The following is a 22630-nucleotide window of genomic DNA, read 5'->3' on the forward strand; positions in this document are numbered from 1 at the left end:
TTATTTGTATCAATAAAATTAGGAGAAATTTTTTATGAACAATAACGTATTTAGGTTGATCAATCAGTTTTCTGGACGTTGTTCTCCCATGGATTTTTTAATGATCTTGATTTCAAATAGGATTCGTTATGTGTATATTTTTGTGTTGATTTTCTTGTGGTTTAGAAATGATTCATATAAAAAAGTGTTTAGTATTGCGGTGAAATCTATGGGGATTGTATTGATCATTAATACTCTAATTAAATTGTTTCATTTTAAACCACGTCCATTTTTGAATCATCGTGTTGGCATACTTATTCCTTCAAAAATGGACTCTTCATTTCCAAGTAAACATACTTTGCTAGCATTTGCTATATCTACGTCTATTTTTCTTTATGATCGTGTCCTTGGTTCAATCATGTGGATATTATCTATATTGACGGGTTTCTCACGTATTTGGGTTGGACATCATTATCCATCTGATATTATCGGAAGTGCCTTTATCGCCACTATGACTAGCATCATTTTAGATAAAATCTCTCAGAATGTTCAAAAAGCACCTATCATTTAAATACATCGTGTAGGGTACTATTTGAATTAATAAAGTACAAATGAAAATTTGTTTGGGACTTTACTGATTTTAATTTTTTTACAAGAATGCCCATCAAGAGTGGGCATTTTCAGTTGAAGGTAGAAGCAGGGGACGTTTCTCTGCTTCCTTTTTTATTTAGAAAGAGGCAAGGAACCTTCCCTTGCTTCGTCTTACAATTTCTGTTTACCTTACAAATCATATGATAAGCAAAAATTGACTCCTGCACAGCGTTTAGGGATTACAAATAAGAAATTTAAAATAGAATACATTTTGTATTTAAGGTAATTATTCCAATTAATGGTATTTATGGTAAAGTGAAATTACAAAAGTAAATAAGGGGGAGTAGTTATTTTGCTTATAGGACCTTTGGTATATTCTTTTATACCAGGAGTAATTATTTTGATGCTTACTTGGTGGCTTACTAAGAAGAAATTACCTTTATTTGTAAAGCTATTACCAAGTATTATAACATTTATCGCTGTGGTAGTTCTTTTTTATATTGGTTATGTAAAAGTTAGAGGGTGGGAAGGTGCCGCTTATTTATTTCTTGCCTTTTTCCTAACCATATTTGCAATTATATCTTTTATGATTGGAAAAAAGTTAAAACCAAGTTCGTAAAAACGATATTTTTCAAAGTACTCTTTCGATTAAAGATGCTAAAAGGAGCACCAATTAGTGCTCCTTTTTTGTTGTAATTGTCTCATAAATCGCCACCTGAAACAAATGCTAATCCTGTGTTGATAAAGGTGGGATTTTGAATGTTTTTAATTATTTTGTCCCCCTAAAGAGAACCCATTAGACGTAGCTCTGCTTCCTTTTTTATTTAGAAAGAAGCAAGGAACCTTCCCTTGCTTCGTCTTAGTCTTGAATCATTACTTAATGCAAGACTGTATAGACGCAGATAATTATATATAATTATCAAAAGGTGCTTATTGCATAAACAGCAGGTAAGTGCAACAAGGTAACTTTTTCGTTGGGATCTGACTTAAAGGAGGATAAATTATGGTCAAGTACGAAAGACCAAGAAGAATACTTTTAGATTTAGCAGTTTCTTTAGATGGATTTATCGAAGGTCCAAAAGGGGAAATAGACTGGTGCATTATGGATCCAGATATGAACTTCAAGAATTTCTTAAATAAAATAGATACTATCTTATATGGAAGAAAAAGTTATGATTTATGGGGGCAATATGAGCCTAATATTGAAGTTTCTGATGCAGAAAAAGAAATTTGGGGATTGGTCTATAGTAAAGAGAAATATGTGTTTTCAAAAACACAAAAAAGGTCAGAAAATAACGTTACTTTTATTAATGAAAATATTGAGAATGAAATAATCAAATTAAAGAATAAGCCTGGTAAAGATATATGGCTTTATGGTGGGGCAAGTCTAATTACAACCTTTGTAAACTTAGGGCTTGTCGATGAATTTAGATTATCTGTTCACCCTATTGTTTTGGGAGAAGGAAAACCCCTATTTATTGACATTAAGCAAAGGGTGAATCTAAAACTCGTTGAAACAAAAAGGTTTTCCTCTGGTGTCGTTCAACTATGCTATCATCTTAATGGGAAATGATATGAATCTTGAAATGATGTACTTAATCAAACGGGAAGTAAAGTTGAAAAAGGAACTTATATTTAAATCCTGTATATCTAATGTAATCAGTTAGCTAAGAAAGAAGCAGGGGACGTTTCTCTGCTTCCTTTTTTTATTTAGAAAGAAGCAAGGAACCGTCCCTTGCTTCGTTTTGAAAGAAACACTTGACAAACAACTCAAAGCACAGTAATCTTTCCACTATAGCGAATATAATTTACTATAGTATTTCGGAGGTGCGTATGATTTCAGCTAGCGAAACTATTAGTAGAAATATAAAAAGAATTCGGCAAGAAAGAAATCTTACATTAGATGATTTAGCTATATTAACTGGTGTTAGCAAGAGTATGTTGAGTGAAATTGAACGTTGCACAAAAAGTCCCACAATATCTGTGCTTGAAAAAGTATGTGATGGGATTAATGTTCCACTTGCTCAACTTACGCATACCGAAACGCCTCAAGTATCTATTTCTACAAATGATACCATTAAACATTATTCTGCATGGGATGGATTTGAATTATTTGTTTTATTTGAATTTGACCCAAATAAAAAGTTTGAAATATTTCGTCATGTAATTGCCCCTCATTCTGAACGTGTATCCGAGCGCCATGAATCAGGTATCAGGGAATATATTATCTGTACAAAGGGCGTTTTTAGTGTACAGGTTGAAGACAAAACGTTCCATTTGCAAGAAGGTGAAGCAATACAGTTTCTTGCTAATTGCAAACATAAATATTTGAACTTAACAAATCAAGATGTAAATATTGTTATGCTTCTATATCATGAATAGAGAGGTGTATTCTACTATAAATAACTATGTGAAAAGAACAATTAGGTTGATATTTGGACTTTTTTTATATGCACTCGGCTCTTTTTTAAGCATACAGGCTAACATAGGCTTAGCCCCTTGGGAAGCATTCAGTATGGGGGGGTCTTATCTGACCCATATATCGTATGGCAATATCGTTGTCATTTCTGGCTTTGTTATCATTGCAATTGATTTTGCGTTTAAAGAAAAAATTGGATTTGGTACAATTCTTAATGCTATACTGATAGGAAAGTTTGTGGATTTGATTCAATTTGCCAATATCGTTCCCTTGATGTCCAATTTTTGGCTTGGCATACTAATGCTCCTGTTAGGGCAAGTTGTTATCTGCGCTGGAAGCTATTTATATATTGGTGCATCCCTCGGTTGTGGACCCCGTGATGCACTCATGGTTGCACTTGGAAAGCGTATGCCAAAAGTACCCATAGGAGCAATACGAGGTTTAATAGAAGGTACCGTTCTTATTATTGGATGGCTGTTAGGTGCAAAGGTTGGCATGGGCACAGTAATATCTGTATTTGGTATTGGACTTATTTTGCAATTCACTTTTAAATTTCTACGCTTTGATGTAAAAAATATTAAGCATGAGAGTGTAGCTGATACAGTAAAAGTAATGAAATCGTAGCGAAAATAGTTGTTTCGCATTATATTAAAAGTGCGTTCTAAATTATAGTTTGTTTATATGCTAATTATTGCGGTAATCCCAATATAATGTATTTAATTAAACAAATATCGGCTCTCTATCTCTAAAATCTGCTGTTATTGTAAAAGGATAGGCTATATTGCATTGAACCATAAAGTTTTTGATCTTAAAACTTATTTATCGGTTTCAAATAATGGAAAGAAATACTCAGCTATCAGCAAAAACAAGGCTATTGGAAAAATCCAATAGCCTTGTTTTTTTTAAGTATGTCAGCCGCCAAATGATTCTGATGTTTCATTAGCAGCTTTATTCTTCTCTCTACGTCTCTGTTTTTTTGATTTCCTGAAATAAAGGAGCTCATAGAAGACCGGTACAATGACCAGAGTCAGCACGGTTGCCACTGCCAGACCGCCTATGACCACAACCGCAAGGCCTTTTGAAACAAGCGATCCGGTTTCTGGATCTCCAAATAGAATCGGGATCATTGCACAGATCGTAGCAACAGCTGTCATTAAAATTGGCCGAATCCTTGTAGCTGCCCCTTCAACAATGGCTTCTCTAATAATCATATGCTCTTCGTTTTGTTTTACCCTGTCTATCAAGACAATGGCGTTGGTCACGACAATTCCGATGAGCATCAACGCTCCAAACAGTGAAGTAGGGTCAATCGGCACTCGTGTGATTAGCAGTCCTAAAATCGCCCCAATGGATGCAAGTGGCAATGTCATTAAAATTGCTATCGGTGTACGCAAGTTTTTAAAGGTAATGACCATAATTAAGTAGACAAGACCAATTGATGCCAGCATGGTTAAACCTAGGTCAGCAAAGTCGCTTGCCTGTTGAGTTGTCGCTCCACCTGTGACTAGCTTAACCCCTTTTGGCAGCTTGAGATTTTTGGTTGCCTTATTAATTTTATCTGATACGACCGAAAGTTTTTCAGAATCAACAAGGATGCTGACCCTCAAGTACTGATCGCCGTCCTTATGAAGAACCGTGCTTGATTGTTCGCTTTTTTGAATGGAAGCAACATTACTAAGTGAGACAACACCTGTTTCCGTCATAATTTTGCTGTTTTGTAAATCTGCCTTTGATGTTGGGTTAAAGCCTGCATCCAGATAGACGTTGTTGTCTTGATTATTAAAATTAATTGTTCCAATTGGTGTTGGATTCATTAATGCACGAAGCTGCGTTGCGACCTGCTCCGTATTTGCCGCGTTGGAATTCACTTTTATGCTATAGACAGGCTTTGTTTCTTCTTGATTGCTTGAAACCTTGTTTACTCCTTTAATTCCCTTGATATGATCCATTACTTTTGTTGAAGCAGTAATTAAATCTTGATTATTTTTGCCCACAAGGTCAAGAGTGATTTCTGAACCGGAAGAAGTTCCCATCATCGAACCTGCTGAAACGGAAAGATCCCCATTTGGAAAATCACTTTTCAGTTTTTTAACATCTTTTATAAACTTATCTGCGTCCGCACCAGTTTTCATGATGACCGTATAGCTTGCTGCAGTTGGATTGCTGACCGAACCCCATTGTGCTTGTTCAGGATTATTGCCAGCTTGGGTAATCACATATTTGTACCCATCAAGGTCGCGAAGCTTCTTTTCAAAATCAAGCGCTTTTTGATTGAAGGTGTCAATTGGCGTTTGGCTAGGATATGTTAACGTTACACCAACATTTTCTGCATTTTTGGCATCGATTGCTCCCTTTGGCATTGCAAAGTAGAGGGCAATTGATCCGGCAAAAAAGATGATTGCTAGTAAAATCGGAACAAATTTATGGTTGAGTGACCATCTAAGTACCTTCTTATAACGCAACGGCTGCTTATATGCTGGGAGTTTTGCCTTTTTCAGCATTCCAAAGCTCATCAATGGAACAACTGTAAGTGCCACAACGAGTGATGTCAGCAATGAATACGTAATGGTTAACGCGAATGGATATATAAAACTCCTTAAAGAGCCTTGAATCAATCCCATCGGCAAGAAAACCGCCACCGTTGTGAGAGTTGAAGAAGTAATCGCAGATGCAACCTCTTTAACTGCCTCTAAAATTGTGGTTTTATTAAACTCATTTTCTTGTGTTTTTCGAAAAATATTCTCAATGACTACGATACTATCATCCACTAAACGACCGACTGCGACCGCAACCCCGCCAAGTGTTAAAATATTTAAGGTAATACCGGACTTCCACAATAGAAATAAGGTGATCCCTAATGAAAGCGGAATCGAGACAATTGTAATAACGGTTGAACGAATATTTCTTAAGAATAAAACAATGACAATAGTGGCAAAAAGTGCACCCATTAAAACTTCTCTCATCATGGTATTAACGGAATGCTGAATCATATCGGATGTCGAGAAAATAACTTCTGCTTTTGTACCCGAAACCTCTTTTGAGATTTTTTTGGCCTCATTATTTACCACTTTACCAACTGTAACGGCACTGGCATTATCTGCTTTTGTGATATCAATAGCTAAAGCATCTTTCCCATTGATCCGGGTAATGCTGTTCTGAATCGTTTCAGATTTTATTGTAGCTATGTCTCCAAGTTTTACTTTTGGTGCATTTGGTACGGGTGAAGGGATGGTTGCGTTTTTTAATGCATCCAAACTATCCATATTACCCAAAACCTTCAAGTTAGACATTTTCCCATCAATTGTTTTTTCACCAATCGATACGGCCATGTTCTGCCCTTGAAGAATACCCATCACAGATTGAAGCGGGATATAAGCCGCCATTTTCGCATTGTCCAGCTGAATAACGACTCTAGGATCGGACTTGCCATATAAAGATACATTCCCAACGCCATCCAAGGCTTTGAATTTAGGTACAATTTCCTTTTCGGCCTTATCCATGTTAGCCTTTGTTAATCCATCGCTAAATGTTAATGAAACTTCGGCAATCGGGATTTGATTTGTATTTAGCTGAACAACATTGGGCTTCTGCACTCCATTAGGCAGAGTTATCTTACTTAAATCAGATTCAACCTCAGCTTTCGCTTCTTTCATATCTGTCTTTGAATCAAAGGAAATGTTGACTTGTGAGTAGCCATCACCAGTTGTTGAGAAGACATCTGTTTTTCCTTTGACAGATGCCACTGCATTTTCAATTGGCGTTGTAACCTCATCAACCATTGTCTTAGAATCAAATCCCTGCCCCAGTGTTGCCACCGTAATAGCAGGATTATCTGCTTCCGGCAGAAATTCCATTGGCAGAGTGAAGTAGCTTACAATCCCTAATACGAGCGATATAGTAACAACTACTGTCACAGCCGCTTTGTTTTTAAACGCCCATTTTGAAAGTAAAGACATTAAATATAGCCTCCTATTTATCTTTGTTTCTCATCTATTTATGGTTAACCTGAGTTTGTCTTCTGGGAAACAAAAGAGTGTTTTTTATAACGATTAAAAAAATATAAATGGCTGACTTAAAGCATTATTCATTCTCTATTTTTAAACAAGTTTTGTACTCAATGTTCACCTCCATTACCGCATTGGATTTTATCCCACTCTTAACGGACAGTAAGACTCCCACTTCAAGATTCTGAGAATACGAAGAAGATAAGTGGGAGATCAACTGTCCGTAAAGGTCCGACGAGGGATTAAGGTCCTAGTCAGGCGAAAGCCACAGGACGTGGCGTTATTGAGCGTGATTAGTGAAATAAGATTTTCCTTTGGGCTTCAGCCCTTAGAAAAATCAATCAGGCTTTGCGTGACTAACCATCAGTGGGGGATGAATGGCAGACTAAAAGCGCGACGTCCTGTCGCAACGTCTGCACTAGCACGTCCTGTGCGTCGAAAACCCCCACTGATGGAAGTTTCACTTTATGTATTTTTCACTATTCAGTCGTTTCTGCGCGGCTTTACTTTTAAAATTTATAATTTCTTAGACTATTATGTAACAGCCTCTGGCATGAACCTTTTCTAAGTATTAAGTCTTAGATTCATACGAAACGAAGCTTGAAAAGGATATCTCGGAACTTGCAAATGAAAGGACGGTTCATTCAATCACCGTTGTCGGCGTTCTTTTTTCCTAAAATATCCAACCTAATACTACCAACATATTATTCCAATTGTCCAGTTTCTTTTGAAATTTCTGTCAATTTAGACATCTTAATATATTCGCTTATCCGATCCATACGTTTCCCATGTCCTTGATAATAACAAAATACATCTTTCTCTTTAACCTCGCTTTTTTAAAGAAATTATTGACCTGCTCAACGAAATTGAAACAGAACAGACTATTCAACTATTGAAACAGAATAATTCAACACGATTATTGTTAATGATGCCAATATTTGTAATAATCAAAAATAGAAAGGGTTAGGTTGAAAGTATAGGACAAAAATAAAATTGGAGGAAGGGTAATGGACAAAAGTGGGATGTTTAAAGATTTTAATTTTAAATTAGTGGTAATTGAAGCTTTATTGGATAAAGAACCATTATTTTTGGAGGAATTAACAGACTTAAAAGATAAGTATATAAATAGTTTTGAATGGTATTCTGGAGATGGACCAATTGTTGAAATCAGGGAATATTTAGAACAGTTAACTTTGGAGATAAGTGATTTGGAAAAGATTGAGTACCTTTGCTTTGATGGGGGTAATGAAATTTATCATTTCTTAAAGCCAGATTGGGATGGTGAGGATAGTTTATTTGATGTAACTTCTGTTGAAGGTTTTCAGAATCTAAAAAATTTAAAAACAGTGGATTATATTTCAATGTGTTATCCAAAAGTGTTAGAACCATTTAAACAAGCTGGAATTGCAATTCAGTATTAATGAGAGTTGAGATATTGAACTAATGGGCAGATTCATTTGATAAATTCTAGGGGAAAAAGGATAATTTTTTAATGGAGAGCAGATTAATAAAAGCAGGGATCTATGGTTTATTGTTTGGATTGGCTATCTCTATCCTGTTTGTCGATTATAAAGAAGTTACACAGGTAAGTAATAGTGAGTATGTAACTACTTATAAACCTATAATTGAATACATAGTATCAATCTTACGTTTCGGTATTATTGGAATGTTTTTTGGTATATTTATTGGCTGGAAGGGTTATGAAAAAAAACATAAATCACAACAAGAAAAATCATATTACTTTCCATTCTTTTTTGCTGTTTTTCTCGTTTCAATGATTTTAATGGTTGTTTTTAATTGGTAACAATATTTCCCAAACGGTGGATTTCCTTTAATAATGATCTTCAACAATCGGGTAGCTTTTGTTTTAATGTCCAAAATTATAAAAAGTTGAAAATATGCAAGCTTTTACTCATTTGAATATTTCAGTATTTTTATATTCAAAAAACATACTGCCATAAACGACATCTTTTGAATAGAAATATTAGAGTTATTATATGGAGGTTTTAAGAATGACTCATCTTCTTTTACAGAAGTTTGGATCAAGTGATTTTAATGATTATTTTAATCTGGTATCCAATGAATCAGTAATGGCGATGATAACAGAACGGTCAATTCCATTGGATGAAGCAGAAGTGAATTTTCAAAAATTATTAGAACGAAATAAAAAGTATGAAGAGTTCGGGTCATATAAAGTTTATAACAACACAACCAATCAATTTGTAGGTCTTGGAAGTTTGATTTTAAATGAAGTGATGACCAATGAAGCCGAATTAGGTTATATGCTTCTTCCAGAGCATTGGGGTAAAGGTTATGGCAGTGAGATTGCTGATATATTAATACGGAAAGCCGAAAAAACGAAGTTAAATCGGGTAACTGCGGTTATTGACCCTAACAATATTCCTTCAAGAAAAATATTAATTAAAAAAGGATTTATATCAGAGAAGTTGTGTGAGATTGAGGGACTACCTGGAGAAATTTTGATAAAAGGATTTATAAAAAAGGACTCTCTCGATAAACAAAAAGGGTCCATTCTTTAATAGGGAAGAATAGCTGTTTGTTTTTCAAGTTTCGTTCACCATTTGAAGAAATTAACTTAAAAGAAAAGATGAAATTATTAAAAAGTTTTTTCGAAAGCAATAAAACTTTTTTGAGAAAATAACCGTATTTGACCATTCAAAATATTCTTGGGGTATTGCTTTTCAAATAAATACATGCCTTGGAGGCCCCGTGTTAAGACATTCTGAAGCGAATAGAGTGAAAAAGAACTGAGAACTTTTATTATTTCTTAGCTTGACTGATATTTCTTGCACGAGGATCTCCCATTTATTATTATTCGCGTTTTCATTGTGCAGGTTTGGGAGGAAGAAAGTTAATATTTGGGGGATGCCCTAATTAATGATGCGAGTACTTTAAAATCGTGTTTCATCTTAAGAGTCGATTCGAAAACGACGATTGCTTGCCTTTTTTCTGCATTTATCAGGTATTTCATTTTATTGGGTCCATTTAGATTGACATTCTCAACTAATGGGAGCGACCCTCGCAGAAGAAATACTTTTTTTCACATCTCCATTATTCACCCATAAACTAAACTGGGGTGATGAATGTGTTTCAACGGAATCTAATAGACAAAACAACATATCATCAAAAATATTTTCGTCCATCATGTTTGCCAGCTTTAAATTTAAGATTTAAAACTTCAGCGTTCTTCCAACCTTATTATGAAAAGAAACATGACCAAATCCACTTACCAATTGAATGGACCAAAACCCCAGAAGACACTGTTCTCAATTACTTTAGCATTCTGCGAGAAGCAGAAAATATGGCAGGGAGAAGTTGCGGTACGGTGGGTCATGCACGTATCCCTTTTCCACTTGCCTATAATTTCTTGTCCGAGGAGTATCAAAGAAAACTCAGTTATGAAGCCTTTTTTCATTCGTTTGCTGGTGTAGGTCATACGAGTTTGATAAAGCTTTGTAGAGTACCAGATATAAAGCATGGAATAAGGTTCTTTTATGAAATTGAAACGATTGAGGGATTTGAGGGTAAACGAGCAGAGTATTTTGGGTATTATTATGGATATATTCAGCTTGTTCATGAAAAGGAAGGGTATCGAATTTCAGATATGAGTAAGATTGAGGAGGACTTTTTGTGTGCTCCTTATCACGGATGGAGTCATGACGCGGACTCAGCTGTGGAGGTGAAATATGGGAATTGGTGCAAGTTGATTCAGAAAAGATACCCAACGGTAACAAATGGATATGTTAAAAATATATATTTTAGGGGCACGGATGGAGCAGATTATTGTTTGATTTTTTTCACATTAACGAATGGAACGGACGTAGAAATTGCTCAATTTCGTAAAGTAGGCAATGAACGTTGGAAACAAATTAACATCAAGCCCGAAGAAGACTGTTTAAAAGAAACAGGTAATTGATATAACTAATAATTGCATATGGCACATTATGCCAATATTTCTTCACCCAACCAAAGAATGTGCTAAAGCTACCGACCCAACTCCACTCAATGTATTAATATGGCCGACCCTCGAAAATGTACTTAATATAAAGATATAGGTTAAATGAGAGGATGCTTAGGGAATCCTATTTAAAATAAAACCTAAAACTTCATGCGATTCTAATTTCATTGTAAACTTGAAATGTAATGCTAACTTGAGCCGTATAAATTTGAATGAAGTGGCTTGGTGCGTTCTGTTAAACCATCGAATCCACAATTCCAAGGAGGAATACCCATGTCAAATCAAAAGCAAAAAATCGTCCCGCATTTATGGTATGACAAGGAAGCAAAAGAAGCAGCCGAGTTTTATGCTTCCATATTCCCAGAATCAAAAATCACAAATTTTACAACGATCCGTGACACTCCCTCCGGCGACTCTGATATGGTGTCTTTCGAGCTATGGGGACAGAAATTTATGGCGATTAGTGCAGGTCCTTTTTTCAAGATTAATCCGTCAATATCTTTCATCGTTAATTTTGACCCATCGCGGGAAAAAGACGCAAGAGAAAAAATCAATGAGGTTTGGGACAAATTGTCCGAAGGTGGCACCGTGTTAATGCCGTTGGATCAATATCCATTTAGTGAGAGGTATGGCTGGATTCAGGATCAGTATGGTTTGTCTTGGCAGTTAATTCTATCCAATCCAGAAGGGGAAGAGCGACCTGCAATTGTCCCATCCCTTTTGTTTGTTGGTGATCAATGCGGCAAAGCGGAAGAGGCGATGCACTTCTATTTATCGTTCTATAAGAACGCAATGGAAGGACATATCGCTCGCTACCCCAAAGGCATGGAACCTGACAAAGAGGGAACGATCATGTTCTCGGATTTTAGCTTAGAAAATCAGTGGTTTTCCGCAATGGATAGCGCGCACGAGCATCCATTCAAGTTTAACGAGGCCGTCTCATTTATGGTTTACTGCGATACACAAGAAGAGATTGACTATTACTGGGAAAAGCTCTCTGCTGTTCCTGAAGCCGAGCAATGCGGTTGGCTAAAAGATCAGTTTGGTGTATCCTGGCAAATTGTTCCAAGCAAGATGGGCGAGATGATGAATAATGCCACACCCGAACAACTTGCGCGCATTACGAAAGCTTTTCTTAAAATGAAGAAGTTTAATCTTGAAGAACTACAGAGAGCATACAAGGAATAGCGAGAATACAGCTTATGGAAAATCTGAGTATGTTAAACAAATGATAGAAGAGTTTAGAGAATTACATAAATGAAACTTCATTTTCCTTTGATGATGATATCTTTATGTCTGGTGAAATTGTATTTCACTGGGCTTTTTTTTCGGATTAAGGATTACTTTTCTTTTTAAACTATTTTATAATGAACATATAATTTAAGATTGAAGGTGCCAGAAAGATGAAATTTCCCAAAAATATTTTATTAGATTCTATTGCTGAACGTAAAAACGATCCCATTTATGGTTTAGAGTTTGTTCAGGAACTCGGAAACGATGATGCTGGGTATTCCGAAATGATAGTCGTTATTTTTAAATACAAGGATAAATACTATAGTGTTGAAATCCAACATGTAAACGGGGAAAATAATTACGATCATTGGGACGATGAAGTAGAATGTTCAGAGGTATTAAGAAAAGAAGAAATTCATTATTATTGGGAAGAAGTTAAAAAATAAATTTCGTTTGTGTAGAATAAATTAAGCTGTAACTTGTTAGATTCTAATGATGATCTAAGCTAGTTTTGGTGGGTTGATTTTCATGCGCAAAATTGGAGAAGCAACCGCAAGGGCTTATTTTTCAGTTGTTTAATGACTAATCATTTTAATGGAGCTACCACAACATTTTTTTCTTGAAATGAGAAAATATAGCCGTTTGGCAATTGGAGTAATTAGTTTTTTGCATATGCATTGTTAGCCTTCTATTTACGTTATATACATAAAACGTAAATAGAAGGCTTTTATTTATGGAAATGTAGAAATTCAGGAGAGGAGGAATCCAATAAATCTTGAAAAAAGGGAACAACAAGAAAGTGTACAATTAAAGTAATTGGACTTCAAATAACGAAAATGAACGAACCCTGAGATGATTCAATTGCAAGAAGGAATTACTATTGTAAAAAAAGGAATATTATTAAATGATTATTAAAATCACATAGGATATACTAGCAAGGTTCAAGTTAGAGCATTTTAAACAAATGAATAAAGGAAAAAGGTTCTGGAATGAGCTCTTTTGCTTCTATTTTTAGAAGAAGTTCAGATAACGGATAAGAGCAATTGAATCTATTTTTCCAAATCTAAACGACAAGGAGTGACAATTAATGATCCTTTGTGAATGGAGAGATTTTTCAACAGATACAGAAACTTATACGTTGGAACGTTTTGAAGAAATCATGAACGACGAATTTGAGGCTATGCTGGTACAAGAAAATGAAAATATTCCATCATACATTTGGACGTCCAACTATGTAGTGATTGTAAAAAAATATCAAAAGTTAATTATGGATGTTTCATTTGAAAAAATACCAAGAAATCCTGTTTGTGAGTAAAAGATTGTAATGGTTTTAAGATATGGATTCATTTCAAACCTCATGATCATCCAATTTGATCAAGTTATTAAAATGGATATCAGTTGGGATTAAGGAACAAATAGTCAAATTTACCTCTAAAATAATGCTAGAAAACTTCTGCCCCCTTTTTTCATATTCACTAATTTATTTTTTTAAAATAAATATTAGCTATAAGTTTGTATTACATTTTCTGCGATTTGAGGATCAAGGAATCCTTTTTGACCCAATACGATTTGTTAAGGGTCTTTTTTTATGGAGTTAGGCAACAAACATTCATCAAAAGGGTGGGAGTTTTGATTGCACTCATTTTGAAGAAGGGTGTTTTCACTATAATGGCAAATAGTCAAAAAATCTGTTTCTAAATTACCCAGTATTTTAAAAAGCAATTTGCTAATAAAAAATTTAAATCCAAGTAATATAAAAAGGAAGTAGCCTTACTTAATAAAGTCTACTTTCATTAAGTTACTCTAAACAGTTCCATCGGACTCATCAGAGTTCAAGGAAACTTTTCAATATTAAACAATTAGGTGTTGGAACAGACAACTTAGGAGGGGGTTTAGATGGCAGTGGCAAAAAATTCAACTATTTCACAGACTCCTTCTGAAATAATCAATGACTTAGTTGAAAAAGGTCAAAAAGCATTAAACCAATTAGAGAGTTTTAATCAGGAACAAATAGATAAAATTGTCCATGCAATGGTCTTAGCCGGTCTAGATGCACATATGCTCCTTGCCAAAATGGCGGTAGAAGAAACTGGCAGAGGTGTTTATGAAGACAAGGCGATTAAAAATATTTTTGCAACAGAATACATTTGGAATTCCATCAGGGATAATAAAACTGTCGGTGTCATTAGTGAAGATAAACAAACAGGGATTATTGAAATAGCTGAGCCAGTCGGTGTCATTGCAGGGGTAACGCCAACGACGAATCCAACATCAACCACGATGTTTAAATCCATTATCTCAATTAAAACGAGAAATCCGATTATCTTTGCCTTCCATCCCTCTGCACAAAATTGTAGCAGAGAAGCAGCTAGGCTTCTTTTAGAGGCTGCAGTCAAAGCGGGTGCTCCAGAAAATTGTATACAATGGATAGAAGTCCCTTCCATTGAGGCTACCAAAAGTCTCATGCATCATGAAGGAGTGGCCCTTGTATTAGCGACAGGTGGTGCAGGCATGGTTAAATCTGCTTATAGTACTGGAAAACCTGCTTTAGGGGTTGGTCCAGGGAATGTTCCTTGCTATATTGAAAAAACGGCAAAAATTAAAAGAGCAGTCAATGATTTACTCATATCCAAAACCTTTGACAACGGTATGATTTGTGCCTCCGAGCAAACGATAGTGGTTGATGAAGAAATATACGATGAAGTGAAAAAGGAACTGATTGAAAATAATTGTTATTTCGCTACATCAGAGGATAAAAAGAAATTAGAAGGGCTGGTCATCAATGAGCACACTTGTGCTGTAAATGCTGACATTGTTGGGAAATCCGCGTTTGAAATTGCCACTTTTGCAGGTGTAGGTGTACCAAAAGATACCAAAATTTTGATTGTGGAATGTGAAAAGGTTGGAGAACCTTTAACAAGGGAGAAATTAAGTCCAGTATTAGCTTCGATCATCGTAAAAGGAAAAGAGGAAGGGTTCGAAGCCTGTCAGAAAATCCTTGAATTAGGGGGACTAGGACATTCAGCCGTCATCCATAGTACTGATGATGAGATACAAAAAGAATTTGGACTCCGGGTAAGAGCCTACCGTGTAATTTTGAATTCACCTTCTACCCATGGAGGAATTGGTGATTTATACAACGCCTACATTCCTTCATTGACATTAGGCTGTGGTTCATATGGGAAAAACTCAGTATCTGCGAACGTCACTTCTGTTCATTTATTAAATTTCAAAAAATTAGGAAGAAGAACCAACAACATGCAATGGGTTAAACTACCTCCTAAAATTTATTTTGAACGATATTCCATTCAGTATTTAGAAGTAATGGAAGATATAGAAAAAGTGTTTATCGTTACGGATCCTGCGATGGTGAAACTTGGATATACAGATATTATTAAGTATCATTTGGAAAAACGAAGTAAAAGGGTTCAGATTGAAATCTTCTCAGATGTTGAACCAGATCCGTCAGACTTAACCGTCTTAAAAGGAGCCGAGCGTATGAGGGCATATGAGCCAGATACCATTATTGCCTTTGGAGGAGGCTCCGCAATGGACGCAGCTAAAGGAATGTGGCTGTTCTATGAATATCCTGATACATCGCTAGAGGGTCCGAAACTAAAATTCCTTGATATTCGGAAACGTGCCTATAAATATCCAAAATTAGGCCGTAAAGCGCAATTTGTAGCCATCCCTACAACTTCAGGAACGGGTTCAGAGGTAACTCCATTTACGGTTATTACAGACAAATCTAATAATATTAAATATCCGTTGGCGGATTATGAGTTAACTCCTGATGTAGCCATTATTGACCCTCAGTTTGTTACAACTGTTCCGAAAAGTATTACAGCGGATACAGGCATGGACGTTTTAACCCATGCAATTGAAGCCTTTGTCAGTGTTTTAGCTAACGATTATACGGATGGGCTTGCTCTGCAGGCTATTAAAATGGTATTTGATTATTTACCAAGAGCGTATAAGGAAGGCAATGATTTGGTGGCTCGTGAAAAAATGCATAATGCATCCGCAATTGCCGGAATGGCATTTGCGAATGCTTTCCTAGGAATTAATCATAGCTTGGCACATAAAATCGGTGCCGAGTTTCATATCCCACATGGTCGCGCGAACGCAATATTAATGCCACATGTTATCCGGTTTAATGCAAAAAAGCCAACGAAATTTACACCATTTCCTAGGTATGAACATTTTATTGCCGATCAACGATATGCCCAAATCGCCCGCATGTTAGGATTAAACGCTTCAACCACTGAAGAAGGGGTTGAAAGTCTGGTTACAGCGATTATCAACTTAGCGAAAGAATTAAATATCGAAATGAGCATTGCTGCTCAAGGAGTTAATGAACATGAATTTAAAGAAAAAGTTTCATATTTAGCTGACAAAGCGTTCGAAGATCAATGTACAACAGCTAACCCAAAAATGCCTCTTATAAAAGAACTAGAGGAAGTTTATTTGAATGCTTTTATAGGTGTTTAAATAGGTGCTTTTGACAATTAAAACGGAGTTAAAAGCAGCACCGTTTTTCTCAAATCTCCATTAGAGGTGATGATAATGGAACAATGGGACGGGTTTCATAAAGGTCCATGGATCAAAAAGGTAAATGTTCGTGATTTCATTATTAAGAATTATTCTCCATATGAAGGGGATGATTCCTTCTTATCTCCAGCTACAGAAGCAACTAATGCATTATGGGCGAGAGTGATGGAATTAACCAAACAGGAACGAGAAAAAGGTGGAATCCTTGATATGGACACTGAAGTTGTTTCCACCATTACCTCACACGGTCCTGGATATTTGGATAAGGAACTCGAAAAAATAGTGGGAGTTCAAACGAATCAACCATTTAAACGTTCGATGCAGCCTTTTGGTGGAATACGGATGGCGAAAGCTGCTTGTGAATCATATGGCTTTCAATTAAGCCCTGAAGTTGAAAAAATCTTTACGGAGTATCGTAAAACACACAATCAAGGTGTTTTTGATGCCTATACAAAAGAAATGCTGCTTGCACGTAAAGCAGGGATCATAACCGGATTACCCGATGCTTATGGCCGCGGACGAATTATCGGCGATTATCGACGGGTTGCTTTATATGGCGTAGATTTACTAATGAAAGAAAAACAAAAAGACTATAATCATACGAGTAAAATTATGACGGAAGATAACATCCGTTTACGAGAGGAACTTTCAGAACAATATCGAGCACTAGCAGAGCTTAAACAACTGGGTACCATTTATGGATTTGACCTGTCGCGGCCTGCTCAAAATGCACGAGAAGCATTCCAATGGTTATACCTTGCTTATCTTGCAGCCATTAAAGAGCAAAACGGTGCAGCAATGAGCCTTGGCCGGGTATCTACCTTCCTTGATATATATATAGAAAGGGACCTTCAAAATGACCATTTGACAGAATCCGAAGTACAAGAAATTGTTGACCATTTTATAATGAAGCTTCGAATAGTAAAATTCGCCCGTACACCTGATTATAATGAATTATTCAGTGGTGACCCTACTTGGGTAACAGAAGCGATTGGAGGTATGGCACAGGATGGACGTTCCTTGGTTACAAAAACCTCTTTCCGTTTTCTTCATACACTTAATAATCTAGGTCCGGCACCAGAACCCAATATAACCGTTTTATGGTCTCAAAGGCTGCCCGAAAACTTTAAACATTATTGTGCCGAAATGTCAATAAAGACCAGCTCCATTCAATATGAGAATGATGATATTATGCGCTCTGAGTATGGGGATGATTATGGAATTGCCTGCTGTGTATCTGCAATGGAAATTGGGAAGCAAATGCAATTCTTTGGGGCGCGGGCAAATTTGGCAAAAGCTCTTCTATATGCGATAAATGGCGGTATAGATGAAAAGCTGGATATTCAAGTGGGCCCTTTGTACAAGCCGATTACTTCAGAAATATTAAATTATGAAGAGGTCATGCAGCGGTTTGACCAAATAATGGAGTGGCTTGCCGGTTTATACATTAACACCTTAAATATCATTCACTTTATGCATGATAAGTACAGCTATGAAAGAATTGAAATGGCTCTGCATGATACGAAAATTCTTCGGACTATGGCTACAGGTATTGCTGGCTTAAGCGTGGTTGCTGACTCCTTAAGTGCAATAAAATATGGTGAGGTTAAGGTTATCCGTGATAAAAAGGGGTTAGCAGTCGATTTTGAAACGACTGGTGATTATCCAAAATACGGCAATAATGATGAACGTGTGGATAGCATCGCTGTTGAAGTGGTGGAGACTTTTATGCAAAAGCTGCGTAATCATTCAACGTATCGTGATTCCGTTCATACCTTGTCGATTTTAACGATTACATCTAATGTAGTTTACGGGAAGAAAACAGGAAACACACCAGATCAGCGCCGAGCAGGTGAACCTTTTGCGCCTGGAGCAAATCCGATGCATGGACGTGATACAAAAGGAACCTTAGCTTCCCTTGCGTCAGTCGCGAAGCTTCCTTATAGCGAAGCAATGGATGGAATTTCTAACACCTTTTCTATCGTTCCAAAAGCATTAGGGAAAGAAGAAGGAGCACAAACACGCAATCTGGTTTCCATTTTGGATGGATATGCTAATTTAACGGGACACCACCTAAATGTAAATGTTTTGAATAGGGAGACCCTAATGGATGCAATGAAACATCCGGAACATTATCCACAATTAACTATTCGCGTTTCTGGTTATGCCGTAAACTTTATTAAGTTAACTAAAGAACAGCAACTTGATGTCATAAGTCGAACATTCCACGAGTCCTTGTAGTGAAAGCATAGGAGCTACTCTTTTTGTGTAGCTCCTTCCTAAAACGAAGAGGGGACATCGCTTTGCTAGGAAATATTCACTCCATTGAACCACTTCAAGAACCCATCATTTTTAAATAATAAACCTTAAAAATTAAATACCATATATTGTCTGAAAAATTAGTATTTCCTGAATAGAATATACTTCCTAACAATAAAAAAATCGAAATAATCCATGACTTTCTTTTCCCTTTATATAGAGATCCCTACTTTACATCTTTTGGATCTACGTAACATTTCTTCACCTGCTAAGAAAGTGGATTTTTCAGAAATATCAAGAAAATAGATTTAATATTTGAATATTCAAATGCTTTTAATTTGACTTTTCTCGGCTGTTTTATTTCCAGTCTGTTTCTTAAGTAATCTTGTATTTTTTTTGATTAGTTGGGCATTAACTAATGTGATATCAAAGTAATCGGCTTCTAATAGATTTCTTTATTTTTAAATTGGAATGAGTGACGTTACATGCTGATGCCACCTTACTAGTAAATAAGTATCCTAAAATGAGGGGAGAATATAAGAACAATCTGATAGGTAAAAATATCTATTGTTCAATGATTATTGGTTATGAACTAAAGGAATTTATGGAGGGGTTCCCTATAAAAGTTATTTTAATACATGGATTTAATAAAAATTCTAAGGATATGAGAAAGTTAAAACGAAATTTAGAATCATTGGGATATGAGTGTTTTTCACCCAATCTGCAACTAACATATAAAGAAATAGAACATGCAGCATTTGTTTTAGAAGGCATATTGAAAGAAATTACATTCAATTTAAAAGAAAATGAAAGAATCCATTTGGTTGGTCACAGCACAGGAGGATTGGTTATAAGAAAATTGATTGTCAATACGAAATATATTGAAAAAATTGGGAGATGTGTACTTATTGCTACACCCAATAATGGGAGCAAGTTGGCTACTATAGCAGGATCTATGAGGGTATTTGTTGAACTTTACAAAACATTGAAATCCTTAAGCTACGAATCGGTAAGACAACTTCATCTTGAGAATGATCCTAAAATCGAAATGGCTGCGATTGCGGGGAATAAAAATAATTTATGGTTAGGCAGTTTGATTGGGGATGAAAATGATGGCAGAGTCGAAGTTGAATCGGTTTATTTTCCTCATTTAAAGGATTTTTTAGTCCTCCCTTATGGACATAAAGAAATACATCACCAAGCTGAAACAGCCAAAAGGGTAGATGCTTTTTTAAGGACTGGAAAATTAGAATAAAAATCTCTGTTGAAATGAAGTCTATTTCCGCTGGAACTGGGCTTTTTCTGTGAGAAGCATTTGGCAACATAAATTTCCTAAAAATGAGTGATATTAAAATGAAAACTGCTTTTTTTCTTACAAATTGTTGTATAAATGGAACCTAGACTATAATATAAGTATTGGTTGGTTATTATTTTAAGAAAGGAATGAATGAAATGTTTGAAAAAATTGACGAACTTTCAATAAATTCGATTCGTACATTAGCCATTGACGCCATTGAGAAAGCGAATTCAGGGCATCCTGGAATGCCTATGGGGGCTGCTCCTATGGCCTATACCCTTTGGACTCGCTATATGAATATCAATCCCAAAAATCCTGAATGGTTTAACCGTGATCGTTTTGTACTATCTGCAGGTCATGGTTCTATGCTTTTATATAGCTTGCTGCATTTAGCAGGATATGACGTAACACTTGACGATCTTAAGAATTTTCGTCAATGGGGCAGCAAAACACCTGGGCATCCTGAATTTGGCCATACTTCTGGCGTAGATGCAACAACTGGTCCGCTTGGGCAAGGGATTTCCATGGCTGTTGGGATGGCGATGGCTGAACGTCATTTAGCCGCAGTCTACAATAAGGATCAATATGAACTCGTTGATCACTATACATATAGCATTTGTGGTGATGGGGACTTAATGGAAGGGGTTTCCGCTGAAGCAGCATCACTTGCAGCCCACTTGCAATTAGGAAAGCTAGTTGTGCTTTACGATTCCAATGATATCTCTTTAGATGGCGATTTATCTAAATCTTTCTCTGAAAGCGTGCAACAAAGATTTCAAGCCTATGGCTGGCAATATCTGCGCGTAGAAGATGGCAATGATTTAGAGAAAATCGCAAATGCCATTGAAGAAGCGAAAAAGGATGAAAATCGTCCAACCTTAATCGAAGTAAAAACAATCATTGGCTATGGTTCACCAAATAAATCTGGTAAATCAGCTTCCCACGGTGCTCCGCTTGGCGCTGATGAATTAAAATTGACAAAAGAAGCTTATCAATGGACTTTTGAAGAAGATTTCTATGTTCCCGAAGATGTGTATGACCATTTTAAAAAGCATATCCTTGAAAATGGGGAAAAGAAAGAAAAAGAATGGAATGATCTCTTCGCATCCTATAAACAAGAATACAAAGAACTTGGTGCTCAGTTAGAGAAAGCCATTAAGGGCGAGCTTCCTGAAGGCTGGGATCAAGATCTTCCTAAATATGAGGTTGGAAAAAGCTTAGCAAGCCGTGCATCATCAGGTGAATCGATTAACGGAATGGCGAAAAATCTTCCAACCTTATTCGGAGGCTCAGCGGATTTAGCTGGATCCAATAATACCATGATTAAAGGAGAAGGTGACTTTACGCCTGATTCCTATGCAGGGCGTAATATTTGGTTTGGTGTTCGTGAATTCGCAATGGGTGCGGCCTTAAATGGTATGGCTTTACATGGTGGTGTGAAGGTCTTCGGAGGAACCTTCTTCGTATTCTCTGATTATCTCAAACCAGCCATTCGTTTAGCTGCTTTGATGAAACTACCAGTAACTTACGTGTTTACACATGATAGTATCGCTGTTGGTGAAGATGGTCCTACTCATGAACCTATCGAACAGTTAGCAGGTTTACGTGCTATGCCGAATCTTTCCGTGATTCGTCCAGCAGATGGAAATGAAACAGCAGCTGCTTGGAAGCTTGCAATCGAATCAACCAATCATCCAACTGCACTTGTATTAACTCGTCAAAATCTTCCTACATTGGAAGGTACAGTTGAAAATGCTTATGATAAAGTGGCAAAAGGAGGATATGTTGTTTCACCTGCAAAGAAGGAATTAGCAGATGCTTTATTAATAGCTGCTGGTTCTGAGGTTAACCTTGCTGTTGAAGCGCAAAAAGCTCTTGAAAGCGAAGGTATCTCTGCTTCTGTTATCAGCATGCCATCATGGGATCGTTTTGAAGCCCAATCGAAAGAATATAAAGAAAGCGTCCTTCCGAAAACGGTGAAAAAACGTCTTGCCATCGAAATGGGCTCTTCACTTGGCTGGCATCGTTATGCAGGAGACGAAGGAGAAGTATTATCCATCGACCAATTTGGTGCATCTGCTCCAGGAAATCTGATTATGAAAGAATATGGTTTCTCTGTAGAAAATGTTGTCTCACGTGTAAAAGCTTTGCTCCAAGATTAAGCGAAACAACAAGATCAGCTGGATGAAATAGATACACTTCATCCAGCTTTCTTTCTATTTTTGAAAAACCCCTTGGAAAATATGAACGATTTAATCTATTCGACAAAAAAAGTGTAAATTTTTGACGCCTTCAGACAAAGAATTGAAAGAATATTC

At 36.3% G+C, this 22630-nt stretch carries 17 protein-coding genes and 1 pseudogene; 16 read left to right on the forward strand and 2 right to left on the reverse strand.

From position 1 onward, the window contains the following. The first annotated feature begins 34 nt into the window (after positions 1 to 34). From ACE38V_RS19205 to ACE38V_RS19225, 5 genes are all read left to right on the forward strand, one after another. Positions 35 to 550 carry an undecaprenyl-diphosphatase gene (locus ACE38V_RS19205; RefSeq protein ID WP_375843799.1) on the forward strand — a complete coding sequence of 172 codons (516 nt, stop codon included), beginning with the start codon at positions 35 to 37 and terminating at the stop codon, positions 548 to 550. A 372-nt stretch (positions 551 to 922) separates the two neighbouring features. Beyond that, positions 923 to 1189, forward strand: coding sequence for a YesK family protein (locus tag ACE38V_RS19210; protein ID WP_375843801.1), 267 nt, complete (start codon positions 923 to 925; stop codon positions 1187 to 1189). Between the two features lie 384 nt (positions 1190 to 1573). After that, complete coding sequence (locus ACE38V_RS19215) at positions 1574 to 2143, forward strand: dihydrofolate reductase family protein (protein WP_375843803.1); 570 nt, start codon at positions 1574 to 1576, stop codon at positions 2141 to 2143. Positions 2144 to 2403: 260 nt separating this feature from the next. Further along, the gene (locus ACE38V_RS19220) at positions 2404 to 2952 is read left to right on the forward strand and encodes a helix-turn-helix domain-containing protein (protein WP_375843804.1); all 549 of its coding nucleotides are present in this window, start codon (positions 2404 to 2406) and stop codon (positions 2950 to 2952) included. Beyond that, positions 2945 to 3613 carry a YczE/YyaS/YitT family protein gene (locus ACE38V_RS19225; protein ID WP_483863920.1) on the forward strand — a complete coding sequence of 223 codons (669 nt, stop codon included), beginning with the start codon at positions 2945 to 2947 and terminating at the stop codon, positions 3611 to 3613. Before ACE38V_RS19220 ends, ACE38V_RS19225 begins: the two co-directional genes overlap by 8 nt. 96 nt (positions 3614 to 3709) lie before the next feature. On the opposite strand, the pseudogene ACE38V_RS19230 reads toward ACE38V_RS19225, so the two are convergent. Next, positions 3710 to 3825 (reverse strand): annotated as a pseudogene (locus ACE38V_RS19230) (IS1595 family transposase); the annotation flags it as partial. A gap of 75 nt (positions 3826 to 3900) precedes the next feature. Continuing rightward, on the reverse strand, positions 3901 to 6945 hold the full coding sequence (locus ACE38V_RS19235) for an efflux RND transporter permease subunit (RefSeq protein WP_375843808.1): 3045 nt from the start codon (positions 6943 to 6945) through the stop codon (positions 3901 to 3903). Between the two features lie 1055 nt (positions 6946 to 8000). On the opposite strand from ACE38V_RS19235, the gene ACE38V_RS19240 reads away from it, so the two are divergent. The 11 genes from ACE38V_RS19240 to tkt all read left to right on the forward strand — a co-directional run bounded on the left by ACE38V_RS19240 (position 8001) and on the right by tkt (position 22474). Beyond that, positions 8001 to 8414 (forward strand): DUF6892 domain-containing protein, encoded by a 414-nt coding sequence (locus ACE38V_RS19240; protein WP_375843810.1) that lies wholly within the window; start codon positions 8001 to 8003, stop codon positions 8412 to 8414. Between the two features lie 71 nt (positions 8415 to 8485). Next, positions 8486 to 8797, forward strand: coding sequence for a hypothetical protein (locus ACE38V_RS19245; protein ID WP_375843812.1), 312 nt, complete (start codon positions 8486 to 8488; stop codon positions 8795 to 8797). Between the two features lie 208 nt (positions 8798 to 9005). Beyond that, positions 9006 to 9533, forward strand: a complete 528-nt coding sequence (locus tag ACE38V_RS19250) for a GNAT family N-acetyltransferase (RefSeq protein WP_375843813.1) — start codon at positions 9006 to 9008, stop codon at positions 9531 to 9533. Positions 9534 to 10099: 566 nt separating this feature from the next. Beyond that, positions 10100 to 10930, forward strand: a complete 831-nt coding sequence (locus tag ACE38V_RS19255) for a hypothetical protein (RefSeq protein ID WP_375843814.1) — start codon at positions 10100 to 10102, stop codon at positions 10928 to 10930. 315 nt (positions 10931 to 11245) lie between these two features. After that, on the forward strand, positions 11246 to 12160 hold the full coding sequence (locus ACE38V_RS19260) for a VOC family protein (protein ID WP_375843816.1): 915 nt from the start codon (positions 11246 to 11248) through the stop codon (positions 12158 to 12160). Between the two features lie 215 nt (positions 12161 to 12375). Beyond that, complete coding sequence (locus ACE38V_RS19265) at positions 12376 to 12651, forward strand: hypothetical protein (RefSeq protein WP_375843818.1); 276 nt, start codon at positions 12376 to 12378, stop codon at positions 12649 to 12651. 641 nt (positions 12652 to 13292) lie between these two features. Continuing rightward, a complete protein-coding gene (locus tag ACE38V_RS19270; protein WP_375843819.1) occupies positions 13293 to 13520 on the forward strand; it encodes a hypothetical protein in 228 nt (75 codons plus the stop codon). A gap of 581 nt (positions 13521 to 14101) precedes the next feature. Continuing rightward, positions 14102 to 16696: a bifunctional acetaldehyde-CoA/alcohol dehydrogenase gene (adhE, locus tag ACE38V_RS19275; RefSeq protein WP_375843821.1), complete on the forward strand. Its 2595-nt coding sequence runs from the start codon at positions 14102 to 14104 to the stop codon at positions 16694 to 16696. Between the two features lie 75 nt (positions 16697 to 16771). Then, entirely contained in the window at positions 16772 to 18997 is a 2226-nt protein-coding gene (gene pflB, locus ACE38V_RS19280) for a formate C-acetyltransferase (RefSeq protein WP_375843823.1), read from the forward strand. A gap of 541 nt (positions 18998 to 19538) precedes the next feature. After that, the gene (locus tag ACE38V_RS19285) at positions 19539 to 20270 is read left to right on the forward strand and encodes an alpha/beta fold hydrolase (protein ID WP_375843825.1); all 732 of its coding nucleotides are present in this window, start codon (positions 19539 to 19541) and stop codon (positions 20268 to 20270) included. Positions 20271 to 20467: 197 nt separating this feature from the next. Further along, positions 20468 to 22474, forward strand: coding sequence for a transketolase (gene tkt, locus ACE38V_RS19290; RefSeq protein ID WP_375843827.1), 2007 nt, complete (start codon positions 20468 to 20470; stop codon positions 22472 to 22474). Positions 22475 to 22630: the final 156 nt, after the last annotated feature.

The organism is Cytobacillus sp. Hz8, assembly GCF_042263505.1.
GTDB lineage: Bacteria > Bacillota > Bacilli > Bacillales > Cytobacillaceae > Bacillus_BE.